Source organism: Pantoea allii (genome assembly GCF_002307475.1).
GTDB lineage: Bacteria > Pseudomonadota > Gammaproteobacteria > Enterobacterales > Enterobacteriaceae > Pantoea > Pantoea allii.
Genome location: NZ_NTMH01000011.1, coordinates 194,360 through 206,809 on the forward strand (window position 1 = coordinate 194,360; position 12,450 = coordinate 206,809).

Annotated in this window: 12 protein-coding genes and 1 riboswitch; of the genes, 7 read left to right on the forward strand and 5 right to left on the reverse strand. The window is 54.7% G+C overall.

What is annotated here, in order from left to right; translation table 11 throughout:
• Positions 1-66 precede the first annotated feature (66 nt).
• The 4 genes from trhP (at position 67) to CMR03_RS03820 (ending at position 4,934) form a co-directional block, all read left to right on the forward strand.
• The gene (gene trhP, locus CMR03_RS03805) at positions 67-1,440 is read left to right on the forward strand and encodes a prephenate-dependent tRNA uridine(34) hydroxylase TrhP (protein WP_096010824.1); all 1,374 of its coding nucleotides are present in this window, start codon (positions 67-69) and stop codon (positions 1,438-1,440) included.
• A 230-nt stretch (positions 1,441-1,670) separates the two neighbouring features.
• Complete coding sequence (yegS, locus tag CMR03_RS03810) at positions 1,671-2,573, forward strand: lipid kinase YegS (protein WP_063880192.1); 903 nt, start codon at positions 1,671-1,673, stop codon at positions 2,571-2,573.
• A 156-nt stretch (positions 2,574-2,729) separates the two neighbouring features.
• Positions 2,730-4,199, forward strand: coding sequence for a mannitol dehydrogenase family protein (locus tag CMR03_RS03815; protein WP_096010825.1), 1,470 nt, complete (start codon positions 2,730-2,732; stop codon positions 4,197-4,199).
• A 48-nt stretch (positions 4,200-4,247) separates the two neighbouring features.
• Complete coding sequence (locus CMR03_RS03820; protein ID WP_096010944.1) at positions 4,248-4,934, forward strand: GntR family transcriptional regulator; 687 nt, start codon at positions 4,248-4,250, stop codon at positions 4,932-4,934.
• Positions 4,935-4,968: 34 nt separating this feature from the next.
• On the opposite strand, the gene thiD is transcribed toward CMR03_RS03820, so the two are convergent.
• Positions 4,969-5,769, reverse strand: a complete 801-nt coding sequence (gene thiD / locus CMR03_RS03825; RefSeq protein ID WP_063880193.1) for a bifunctional hydroxymethylpyrimidine kinase/phosphomethylpyrimidine kinase — start codon at positions 5,767-5,769, stop codon at positions 4,969-4,971.
• Positions 5,756-6,556, reverse strand: a complete 801-nt coding sequence (gene thiM, locus CMR03_RS03830) for a hydroxyethylthiazole kinase (protein WP_244181331.1) — start codon at positions 6,554-6,556, stop codon at positions 5,756-5,758. The genes thiD and thiM overlap by 14 nt, the downstream gene beginning before the upstream one ends.
• Positions 6,557-6,587: 31 nt before the next feature.
• Positions 6,588-6,684: riboswitch (TPP riboswitch) on the reverse strand.
• A 301-nt stretch (positions 6,685-6,985) separates the two neighbouring features.
• Between thiM and CMR03_RS03835 the strand changes: the two genes are divergently transcribed.
• Positions 6,986-7,183, forward strand: coding sequence for a hypothetical protein (locus CMR03_RS03835; protein WP_096010827.1), 198 nt, complete (start codon positions 6,986-6,988; stop codon positions 7,181-7,183).
• Between the two features lie 93 nt (positions 7,184-7,276).
• Positions 7,277-8,236: an AEC family transporter gene (locus CMR03_RS03840; RefSeq protein WP_096010828.1), complete on the forward strand. Its 960-nt coding sequence runs from the start codon at positions 7,277-7,279 to the stop codon at positions 8,234-8,236.
• A gap of 49 nt (positions 8,237-8,285) precedes the next feature.
• On the opposite strand, the gene ahpF is transcribed toward CMR03_RS03840, so the two are convergent.
• Together ahpF and ahpC are read right to left on the reverse strand one after the other, a co-directional pair.
• Complete coding sequence (ahpF, locus tag CMR03_RS03845; RefSeq protein WP_063880197.1) at positions 8,286-9,854, reverse strand: alkyl hydroperoxide reductase subunit F; 1,569 nt, start codon at positions 9,852-9,854, stop codon at positions 8,286-8,288.
• 71 nt (positions 9,855-9,925) lie between these two features.
• The gene (gene ahpC, locus CMR03_RS03850; RefSeq protein ID WP_096010829.1) at positions 9,926-10,489 is read right to left on the reverse strand and encodes an alkyl hydroperoxide reductase subunit C; all 564 of its coding nucleotides are present in this window, start codon (positions 10,487-10,489) and stop codon (positions 9,926-9,928) included.
• Between the two features lie 335 nt (positions 10,490-10,824).
• On the opposite strand from ahpC, the gene CMR03_RS03860 reads away from it, so the two are divergent.
• Positions 10,825-11,280, forward strand: coding sequence for a GNAT family N-acetyltransferase (locus CMR03_RS03860; RefSeq protein WP_096010831.1), 456 nt, complete (start codon positions 10,825-10,827; stop codon positions 11,278-11,280).
• Here the strand turns inward: CMR03_RS03860 and apbC are convergent.
• Positions 11,277-12,389 (reverse strand): iron-sulfur cluster carrier protein ApbC, encoded by a 1,113-nt coding sequence (apbC, locus tag CMR03_RS03865; RefSeq protein ID WP_096010832.1) that lies wholly within the window; start codon positions 12,387-12,389, stop codon positions 11,277-11,279. The two genes, CMR03_RS03860 and apbC, sit on opposite strands and share 4 nt — an antisense overlap.
• Between the last annotated feature and the right edge of the window lie 61 nt (positions 12,390-12,450).

A 12,450-nucleotide genomic window follows, 5' to 3' on the forward strand; every position in this document is an offset into this window, starting at 1 on the left:
GCAGGGGTAACGCCCCTGCACGTGCCGCCTGAGGCGGCATACTGACCTGACATCAGTGAGTACGCCATGAAACCAGAATTACTTTCTCCAGCGGGTACGCTGAAGAATATGCGTTATGCCTTTGCCTACGGCGCAGATGCCGTGTATGCCGGCCAACCACGCTACAGCCTGCGGGTTCGTAACAACGAATTCAGCCATGAAAACCTGGCGAAAGGCATCAACGAAGCCCATGCGTTGGGTAAAAAATTTTACGTCGTCGTCAATATCGCCCCGCATAACGCCAAGCTAAAAACCTTTATCCGCGACTTAACGCCGGTGATTGAGATGCAGCCGGACGCGCTGATTATGTCCGATCCCGGTTTGATCATGCTGGTGCGCGAGGCTTTTCCGGCCATGCCCATTCACTTATCCGTTCAGGCCAATGCCGTTAACTGGGCGACCGTGAAGTTCTGGCAGCAGATGGGCCTTAGTCGGGTGATTTTGTCACGTGAACTGTCGCTGGAAGAGATTGCCGACATTCGACAGCAGGTGCCCACCATGGAGCTGGAAGTCTTCGTACACGGCGCGCTGTGTATGGCATATTCCGGGCGCTGTCTGCTTTCCGGCTACATGAATAAACGCGATCCGAACCAGGGAACCTGTACCAATGCCTGCCGCTGGGAATATCAGTTGCAGGAGGCCAAACAAGATGACGTCGGCAATATTGTTGAAATCCATCAGCCGGTGACGGTGCAGGACGTCACGCCAACCCTGGGCATCGGTCAGCCCAGTGACAAGGTTTTTCTGCTGGAAGAGAAGATGAAACCCGGCGAGATGATGAGTGCCTTTGAAGATGAACACGGCACCTACATCATGAATTCGAAAGATTTGCGTGCCGTGGCGCACGTTGAACGGCTGAGCCAGATGGGCATTCACTCATTAAAAATTGAAGGCCGAACCAAATCTTATTATTACTGCGCCCGCACCGCGCAAGTCTATCGCAAAGCGATTGACGATGCCGCCGCCGGCAAACCTTTTGATCCTGCCCTGCTGGAAACCCTGGAAGGTCTGGCGCATCGCGGCTATACCGAAGGCTTCTTACGTCGCCATACACATGACAGCTATCAAAATTACCAGAACGGCTATTCTGTTTCTGAGCGCCAACAGTTTGTCGGCGAATTCAGCGGCGAGCAGCGTGATGACTGGGCGGAGGTGGTGGTGAAGAATAAATTTGTCCTGCATGACAGCCTGGAGATCATGACGCCCTCTGGTAACCTGATTTGTACCCTGGATGCCTTGCAAAACAGCCGGGGCGAGCCGACGGACGTGGCGCCGGGAGACGGTCATCGTGTCTGGATGAAGGTGCCTCCACAGGTCGATCTGCAATTTGCGTTGTTGCTGCGCAATTTTACCGACGGTCAGGATACGCGCGCGCCTCACGCCACCGGTGTGACAGGTTGACACATTTTGACAAAAGCACGAGAAGGATCACAGACGGCTTAATTTTGCTGCTCTATAGTGCTGCCTGCTACCAATGAGTAACAATTATCAGCAGCTGTAACTGGATCCACCTCATTCACCCGCCCGGCTCCCCCGTGCGGGTTTTCTTTTTTCTCCCTTTCGCCCATCATTTTTCTCTCCAGGCTGTGCTATAACCACTACCTACGCTTTAGATCTTCAAGGAACAGATAATGGACAAAGAATCGCTTACGCTGCTGATCCTTAACGGTAAAGGCGCAGGCAATGATGATCTACGTGAAGCGGTCACTAAGCTGCGCGATGAGGGCTACAACATTGCCGTGCGCGTGACATATGAAAAAGGCGACGGCGAACGCTACGTCGAAGAAGCGCTGGAATTACAGGCGGTCACCGTGGTGGCGGGCGGCGGCGATGGCACCGTCAATGAAATCGCCACCGCACTGGCGTCGGTAAATGTCGCCGACCGTCCTGTCTTGGGGATTATTCCCCTGGGCACGGCGAACGATTTTGCCACCAGCGTCGGCATCCCCGAAGAGATCGAACCGGCTTTACGGCTGGCTATTCAGGGCAAAGCGTACGACATCGATCTGGCCCGGGTGAATCAGCGTCACTACTTTATCAATATGGCTACAGGCGGTTTCGGCACGCGCATTACCACCGAGACGCCGGAAAAGCTGAAATCGGCGCTGGGTGGGGTTTCCTATTTTATTCACGGCCTGATGCGCATGGACACCCTGAAACCCGACAGCTGTGAAATCAGCGGGCCCGATTTCCACTGGCAAGGCGATGCGCTGGTCATCGGCATTGGCAATGGTCGCCAGGCGGGCGGCGGTCAGCGATTATGCCCTTCTGCGTTGATTAATGACGGCCTGCTCGACGTCAGCGTGGTCACCGCGCAGGAGTTACTGCCCACCCTGCTGCATTCCCTCACCGGCGGCGATGAAGATAATCCCAGCATCATTTCGACCCGTTTATCGTCCCTGACGATTCGCTCGCCCCACGAGATGACATTTAATCTGGATGGCGAGCCGCTGTCCGGGCAGGAATTCACGATTGATGTTATGCCGGGCGCGTTAAGCTGCCGTCTGCCACCGCAGTGCGCATTGCTGAACTGAGTGCGCCGGGAGTGAAGGCTCCCGGCTTAAATGTAAACAGTTCGTGATTACATTCACAATTTTGTTACGTCAACTTGTATGGTAGTAGTAGGACGCGTAATTTTTCATCCTTAACGCCGGAATGGCCTGTCGTCCTCTCCGCTAAAAGGATGCATTATGCTGCAAACTGACCACCTTCCCGCTGATGTCCAGCGCCCAGCCTACAACCGTCGCCAGCTTAAAACCCGCATGGTGCACATCGGTTTTGGTGCGTTTCATCGCGCACATCAGGCGTTATGCAGCGATAAGCTGGCCGAACACGGCAGTGACTGGGGATACTGTGAAGTCAACCTTAACAGCGGTGCACTCATTCAGGCGCTGCGTGAACAAGACCTGCTCTACACGCTGACAGAGAAAAGTGATGATGCGGTGGAAACCCGCGTGATCGGCATTATCACCGCCGCGTTACACGGCAAAACGGACGGTATCGCAGCCGTGATTGACGCGATGTGCCAGCCTGATGTCGCCATTGTATCGATGACCGTCACCGAGAAAGGCTACTGTCACCTGCCCGCCAGCGGAAACCTTGACCTGCAGCATGTCGATATTCAGCATGACCTGGCGCATCCCGAACACCCGCAGTCTCTGCCGGGTCTGATTGTTGCGGCAATCCGCCGCCGTCGCGATCTCGGCTTAGCGCCGTTTAGCGTCATGTCCTGCGATAATATGCCGGAAAATGGCCATGTGACGCGTCACGTCGTTATGCAGTTAGCCCAGCAGCACGATCCCTTACTGGCTGAGTATATCCAACAGAACATCACCTTTCCTTCCACCATGGTGGATCGTATCGTTCCCGCCATGAATGACGCGGCGTTTGACGCGTTACGTCTGCGCATCGGTTCCCATGATCCGGTGGCCGTCGAAGCCGAACCCTTCTTTCAATGGGTCATTGAGGATAATTTCGTCAGCGGCCGACCTGACTGGGATAAAGCGGGTGCCGAACTGGTGCAGGATGTCCTGCCGTTTGAGCAGATGAAGTTGCGCATGCTCAATGGCAGCCACTCATTTTTAGCTTACCTTGGCTATCTTGCCGGTTACGAACACATCAGCGACTGTATGGCAGATGACGCGTTTCGGGCAGCGGCACGCGCACTGATGGTCAATGAGCAGGCACCCACTCTCACTATTCAGGGCGTTGATTTACCCGCGTACGCCGATGCTTTGATTGCCCGCTTTGCCAATCGCGCGATCAAACACCGGACGTATCAGATTGCAACTGACGGCACACAGAAACTGCCCCAGCGCTTTCTGGACAGCCTGCGCTGGCACCTGAATAACGGCACGCCTTGCCCGTTACTGTTGCTGGGCATTGCCGCCTGGATGCGTTATGTCAGTGCGGTCGATGACAAAGGCGAGCCTATTGAGATCCGCGATCCGCTGAAAGCGCAACTGGCGACATGTGTGGCCGAGAGTGATGAGGGTGAAGCACGCGTGCGGGCCTTGCTGCGCTTGAACAGGGTGTTTGGCGATGACCTTGCCAAAAACGATGAGCTGGTTAAACAACTTACCGCCTGTTACCAACAGCTTGCTGCACAGGGTGCACGCGCCAGCGTACAGCAGGCTACCGCAAGCCAGCCGCAGCACTGATGCGATAGCCCAACGCCCGGACAGACTGATTTTTACATGGACAGCAATATGACACTTTCTTACACCATCACCACCAGCGAGCCGGTAAATCAGCAGGTTTACCGCTACCTGCGCCGCGATATCGTGACCTGCGTGATTCAGCCGGGCGCATCGCTTTCTGAAAAAGAGGTTTCCGCAAGGTTTAACCTCTCTCGTCAGCCGGTGCGTGAAGCCTTTATCAAGCTCGCGGAAGCGGGGCTGGTGCAGATCCTGCCGCAGCGCGGCACCTTTGTCCGCAGGATCTCGGCTAAACGGGTCGAAGATGGCCGTTTTATTCGTGAGGCTGTCGAGGTTGCCGTGATCCGCCGTGCGGCTCAGGAAATCGGTGAGCTGGGACTGATGGCACTGGAACATAATCTGCAGTTGCAGCGCATCACGGCTGTCCGTGGCGACAGTCAGATGTTCTTAAGCCTGGATGATGAGTTTCATCGTCTGATCGCTGAGAGCATTAACTGCCCGCTGGCATGGGAAACGGTAGAGAACATCAAAGCCACCATGGACCGGGTACGTTATTTAACCCTGAACGACCTTGCACCCGCCGAATCGCTGATTAAGCAGCATGACGCTATTTTTGCCGCGCTGAAAGCAAGCGATCCCGAGATGGCAGAGGCAGCACTGCGCCACCATCTGCAGGCCATGAAGTTTTCGATCACCCCCGTCATCAAGCAAAACAGCGCCTGGTTCGACGAGGATTAACGCCTTGCCGGACAGCCAGGCGCAAGCATGGCGGCTACCACCACTGATGAAAATGGTGCACCGGTCCAATCCCGTTGCCGACCTCCAGCGAATCCGCGGCGAGTAACGCCTGCTGTAGCCAGGCTTTCGCTTCGCTGATCGTCGCTTCCCAGCTGTGGTGGCGCGGCCGCAAGGCTGCGAGCGCGGCGGACAGCGTGCAGCCGGTGCCGTGCGTATGGCGCGTATTTACCCGTACGCTGCTAAAGCGCTGCCGTCCTGTCCGGGTCAGCAGCCAGTCCGGGCTTTCATCGTCATCCAGATGACCACCTTTCATCAGTACCGCCTGACAGCCCATCAGCAACAAGGCTTCGCCCTGAGTGAGCATCTCATCTTCATTGACTGCCACCTGACATCCCAGCAATGCAGCGGCTTCAGGCAGGTTAGGTGTAATCAATGACACCTGCGGCAACAGGCGCTCACGTACACAGGCGATCGCATCCGGGTTCAGCAGGGCATCACCGCTTTTTGCCACCATGACCGTATCCAGCACCACAAAAGGAATGTCCCGCCGCTGCAGGCCATGTGCCACGCGCTCCACAATGTCCGTTTCAGCGAGCATGCCAATCTTCGCACTATCGATGCGCACATCATCCAGCACTGAGTTCAGTTGGGCGGTCACAAATTCAGGCGCAATACGGTATACCGACTGCACGCCGCAGGTATTCTGCGCCACCAGCGCCGTAATCACACTGGTGCCGTACGCGCCCAGTGCAGAGAAGGTTTTTAAATCGGCCTGGATACCGGCACCGCCACTGGGATCGGTTCCTGCAATCGTCAGGGCATTAATGCGTTTCATCGCGCGCCTCCAGCGTCCAGAGGGCATCCAGAAAAGCAGGCGCAAAGCTGCCCGGTCCATCTGCTACGTGCGCGGCCTTTTCCCCGGCCAGCGCCATCACCCGGCAGGCGCAGGCGATGTTGATCAGTCGGTCACCAGGCAAACAGGCAAAGGCCGCAACCACCGCCGAAAGCGCACAGCCAGTGCCCACCACCCGCGTCATCAACGGCGAGCCGCCCGGAATCGCCCAGGTCAACGTGCCGTCAGTGGCATAATCCACTTCGCCGGTCACCACCACACAGGTATGAAAGGCTTTTGCCAGCTGTTGTGCTGCCTGCAGTGCGGCTTCGGCCGGGTGCAGGCTGTCAACACCGCGTCCGCCTGCGGCCTGCTGCGCCAGAGCCAGAATCTCTGAGGCATTGCCGCGTACCACTGCAGGCGACTGCGCGAGCAGCTGCTTGCAAAACACGGTGCGCAGCGTCAGTGCGCCCACCGCCACCGGGTCTAGCGTCCACGGCGTGCCAGCCTGATTAGCTGCAAGCACCGCAGCCTGCATCGCCTGCTTACGATCGTGGGTTAGCGTACCGACATTAATCAGCAGCGCATCGGCGATAGCGCTAAACTGCGCCGCTTCTTCAGCGTCGATAACCATGGCCGGTGAGGCATTAAGGGCGAGTAAGACGTTAGCGGTTAGCGTTTGCACCACATCGTTGGTCATGCAGTGCACCAGCGGTGACTGACGGCGAAACTGTTGCAGGATGGGCGCGCATTGCGCATCAGAAAGGTGCTGCGGTTGATGTGTCATCATAACTCCCAACCGGCGGACAAGAAGGCGAATGCGGTCAGGCATCGGACTTCCCTACGCTGGCATTATCCAGATCAGGTAATACGGGTATTTCTCAGCCTTCACGAAGAAGGGCACCCCGAGTCGTGTTACGAACAGAAGCATAAGTAAGCACCCTGTTTTAAGCAAGGCACTTATTATTTTTTCGATTGGATATGCAAACGTTTTGCATGATCTCGATCAACCACCAACCTCACAAAAAAAGGCTTAATGCTGCGGGCTGTAAATTCATACGTAATAGTCGTGAAAACTTTTCCGCTATTTAATAATAATATTCGTATCTATTACACCGCCTTTTAATAAATAAAGCCTGCCTTAGACATCGCAACAAAAAACATATAATTCATGTAGTTAATAAACAAACAGAACACTTCATACTTTACAGGAAGCATGATGCGATTCTTAGCGCTTATTCCTCATCGTCATCGATGGACCGACATTAACATAACCCGTCAGGGTGCGGTTTCTCCTTCTGGTCGACACTATTATTCCACTTATATTTCTGCCCGCTGCACACATTGCGATGATGTCATTCACCGTGTTTACTATCGTGATATCAGTGATGAACAGGCGCGGCGCTGGCTGGGCTAATCATAAAATTGCGACCTGGTACTGACCGGCAGGTTACGTTGCTGGCGTAATTTGCTAATCTCACGTCCAGTGATTTTTTACGTGTGAACGCTTATGCCTTTCCTGCTGGATACTTTAGGACACCAGATTTATCTTTCGGCCCCGTTGTTTATCCTGATTTTTCTGGGATTCTGCCTTATCCGGTTCGGCAAATGGCCCGTTACCGTCAGTGAAGGCATGAACCGTTTTGTGTTCAACGTCGCCCTGCCCTGCATGCTGTTTCGCATCATGAGTGACTTTTATAACAGTCCTCCGGTCGATGTGCGCCTGCTGCTGGCGTTTTTTGGCAGTTGCCTGTTGGTCTTCATTGTGGGGCGGATTGTGGCCTCGCGCCTGTTTCAACTGGATGGCGTAGCCGGATCGGTCTTTGCCCTGGGCGGCGTGTTCTCCAACAACGTGATGCTGGGGATTCCGGTTGCCACCGTCCTGCTTGGGCCTGCGGCCCTGCCCTCCGTCGCCCTGGTGCTGGTGTTTAACAGCCTGATACTGTGGACGTTATTAACGGTGTCGGTGGAATGGTCAAAACAGGGCAGTTTTTCACTGGGCGGCTTTAAACGCACCTTGATCAGCGTGCTAAAAAATCCGTTAATCATCGGGATTTTATCCGGTACCGCCTGGAGCCTGCTACAGCGCCCACTGCCCGTTATTGCCGCCGAACCTCTGCGCATGCTGGCCTCCATTGCTGCACCCCTGTCCCTGATCACCCTTGGCATGAGCCTGGCGCACTACCGGATTCGTGAAGGCTTGAAAGAGAGTTACACCATCTGTGCGTTGAAGCTCATTCTGCAACCGCTGTGCGTATGGGCGATTGCCAGGCTAACCGGCCTGCCCGCGCTGGAAAGCAAAGTGGTGGTGCTACTGGGGTCAATGGCGGTTGGGGTGAATGTGTATCTGATGTCGCAGAAATTCAATGTGATTACCGGGACGACGGCCGCCAGCATGCTGTTTTCCACGCTTTTCGCGGCGATAACCACGCCGCTGTGGATGATGTTAATGACGCTGGCAGGATACTAAAAAGGCCCTGTAACGCAGGTTACCGGGCCTTGATCATGCGCGCGAAAACTTAGTGCGCAGGCTGGGTGCGAATCAGGTAGTCAAACGCGCTCAAAGAGGCTTTTGAACCTTCACCGCTGGCAATAATGATTTGCTTATAAGGAACAGTGGTACAGTCCCCTGCTGCGAAAACGCCTTTCAGGCTGGTTTCGCATTTCGCATCGATCATGATTTCGCCCATCTTGTTGCGTTCAACTGCGCCTTCCAGCCAGTTGGTGTTAGGCAGCAGGCCGATCTGAACAAAAATGCCCGCCAGCGCCAGCTCATGGGTGGTCTGGTTGGTGCGATCCAGATATTGCAGGCCCGTGACTTTACTGCCGTCGCCTTTCACTTCGGTGGTTTGTGCATTAAGAATCACATCCACGTTTTTCAGGCTACGCAGTTTGTCCTGCAGCACTTTGTCCGCACGCATTTCACTGGCGAACTCCAGCAGCGTCACGTGTTCAACAATGCCCGCCAGATCGATAGCCGCTTCGACACCAGAGTTACCGCCACCGATGACCGCAGTGCGTTTGCCTTTAAACAGAGGACCGTCACAGTGCGGGCAGTAGGTTACGCCTTTGGTGCGATATTGCTCTTCCCCTGGCACGCCCATGTTGCGCCAGCGCGCACCGGTGGCAAGGATGATGCTGCGTGATTTCAGGACCGCGCCGGATGCGGTTTCAATGGCGTGCAAGCCGCCTTTGACCGCAGACGGAATCAGTTTAATGGCGCTCTGGCTGTCAATGACGTCCACATTGTAGTCATCTACGTGGGCACGCAGGGCGCCGGCCAGTTTGGCCCCTTCCGTTTTCTGGACGGAAATGTAGTTTTCGATATCGACGGTATCCAGTACCTGTCCACCGAAACGCTCGCCCAGTAACGCAGTACGGATGCCTTTACGTGCAGAATAGATGGCCGCAGCCGCACCAGCCGGGCCGCTACCGACGATCAGAACCTCGTAAGCATCGCGTTTGTTCAGCTCTTCTGCTGCACGCTTGTCTGCATTGGTGTCAACTTTACTGACGATCTCGGCCAGGCTCATACGTCCCTGACCAAAGGCTTTGCCATTCAGATAGACAGCAGGCACGCCCATCACATTGCGTTCCTGAATTTCATTCTGGAACAGACCGCCGTCAATCGCGGTGTGGCTGATGCGGGGATTCAGCACCGCCATCAGGTTTAATGCCTGCACCACATCCGGGCAGTTGTGGCACGACAGTGAATAATAGGTTTCGAAATGGAAATCTCCATCCAGTGCCACAATCTGATCGAGCAGGCTTTGCGCTTCTTTAGACGGGTGCCCACCGGTCTGTAGCAACGCCAGCACCAGTGAGGTAAATTCGTGACCCAGCGGGGAACCGGCAAAACGTGGGCCGTTATTCGCACCAGGGTTGGTGATTAAAAATGAGGGCTTACGCACCTGACGATCGTTCTCTTCACGGAAGCTGACTTTGTCAGACAAGCTCGCGATATCGACCAACAGATTGCGAATCTCCGTTGATTTTGCGCCATCATCCAGCGTCGCAATCAACTCCACAGGCTTGGTGAGTTTCTCAAGGTAGGCTTTGAGCTGCGTTTTTAAATTGGTATCAAGCATAGTGAGTTCCTGGTCAAAAAATCGGGTGCCGCAGCACCCGATGAGAAAATGATCGACGTATCGATGCGAAATTAGATTTTGCCAACCAGGTCCAGAGACGGCGCTAGCGTAGCATCACCTTCTTTCCATTTTGCCGGGCACACTTCACCTGGGTGAGACGCGACGTACTGTGCTGCTTTCACTTTGCGCAGCAGATCAGACGCATCACGACCGATACCTTCAGCGGTGATTTCTACCGCCTGGATAATACCCTGTGGGTCAACAATGAACGTACCACGGTCAGCCAGACCTTCGTCTTCGCGCATGATGTCGAAGTTGCGGGTCAGCGCACCAGTTGGATCGCCCAGCATCGCATATTTGATTTTAGCGATGGTGTCGGAAGAACCGTGCCAGGCTTTGTGGGTAAAGTGGGTATCGGTAGACACGGAATAGATGTCCACGCCCATTTTCTGGAACTCTTCGTAGTGATCCGCTACGTCGCCCAGTTCGGTCGGGCAAACGAAAGTGAAATCAGCTGGATAGAAGAAGAAAACACTCCATTTACCTTCAACGTCTTTCTCGGTTACATCAATGAATTCGCCGTTTTTAAAAGCGCTATTTTTGAACGGCTTAATTTTGGTATTGATAATGGACATGTGATGGCCTCCTTTAGAATATGTGATGCAGGTTACAAATTTTCTGGGCCAACATCTAATAAGCGCTCGTTATCAATAAAATAAACGAAAGCTATCAAACGCCGATCGTCATGATCTTTCAGGGAAAAAACCGCTTTTTTGCGAGCGGTGCTGTTCGTAACGTCACTCTTTACTTGCTTATGCGCCAAATACCACGTGTAAAAACCGACGGCGCACCGCATTCTCCCCAAACGGCACCATCGAGCAGTGTACCGTGAAAAAGATGACATTTGTTCTGCTTTTGCTTTTTTGGCGATCCCTGCCAGGTTTGTTAAAAAGACTTAACGGAGCATGATGTGCATATTCGATTGTTTACTGAGGCCGATCGCCCCTTTTTGCGAACCCTGTTTTTGGCCGCACGCCGTCATAACTGGAACTGGATTGAAAACGATGACTGGCAGCTTGAAGACTTTGATCGGATCATCCCTGGCGAAACCGTTCTGGTTGCCGAACTGGACGGTCATCGGGCGGGCTTTGCCGGGCTGATGGAAAACGATAACTTCCTGCATAGCCTGTATGTCGATCCTGCGTTCCAGGGTCGTGGCGTGGGCAGCGCTTTACTTGACGAGGTGCAGTCACGCTTTACCTCTACCGGCGCACTGAAGTGCCTGGAAATGAATAAAGCCGCGCAAACCTTTTATTTGCAGCGCGGCTGGAAAATCATTTCACAGGTTGAAAGCGAACAGGGCAACTATGTGCTGATGCACTATCCCGCGGCCTCGCTTTACACCAGCGATGCCGACGCGCGCTAAAGCGCCCGGAAGGCGATATCGCCCGGAATCACCTCACCCTGCCAGTAAAGCTGGGCAGCCACCCGCCCGGCAAGCTGGCGATAAAGTGCCGCGAACTCGCTGTGCGGACGACGGATCACGGTGGGTTCGCCATCGTCGAGATCTTCGCGCAGGTGAATATGCAGCGGAAGCTGCGCCAGCAGCCGGGTGCCATAATCGTCCACCAGCCGTTGCGCACCGCCCGTGCCGAAAATCGGTTCATGATGGCCGCACTGGCTGCAAATATGAATGCTCATATTTTCAACAACGCCCAGCACCGGCACGTTAACCTTCTCAAACATCACCATGCCTTTGCGCGCATCAATCAGGGCAATATCCTGCGGCGTGGTCACTACCAGCGCGCCGGTCACCGGCACACTTTGCGCCAGGGTGAGCTGAATATCGCCGGTACCTGGCGGCATATCCAGCACCAGATAATCCAGGTCTGGCCACAGGGTTTCGGTAAGCAACTGCATCAATGCTTTGCTGGCCATCGGCCCACGCCATACCATCGCATTATCATCTGTCACGAGATAGCCGATGGAGTTGGTTGCCAACCCGTGGGACAGAACAGGGGCCATATGCGTTCCGTCGGGTGACGTGGGACGTTCTTTTTCGCAACCCAACATGTTGGGCACGGACGGGCCATAGATATCGGCATCAAGGATACCCACGCGCGCACCTTCCGCTATCAACGCCAGCGCCAGATTGACTGCCGTACTCGATTTGCCAACACCGCCCTTACCGGAGCTGACGGCAATGATGTTTTTCACCCCGTTGACGCCAGGGTGATTCTTAACCCGTTTCAGGGTGGCGATATCATGACTTAAGCGCCAGTCAATCGCCTGTGCGCCGCTTAGCCGCAGCAGCTCAGCACTGGTTTCGGCTTTAAGGTCTTCAAACGCACCGCTCCAGGCAAACGGCATCAGCAATTCAATGTGCAGCGTGCCATCGAGCAGCGCCACATGATGTAATGCCTTGAGGGCAATCAGGTTACGTTGAAGCGTCGGATGTTCAAAGCTGCTCAGCACGCCGACCACAACGGCGCGTAAGGCTTCTGGTGTATGCGGTTCCCGGGATTGCGCTGTCATCCCCACTCCTTTTTCTGCTGTGCTTGCGCTGTGTTCCAGCGAGGTAATAACAATTCTATCA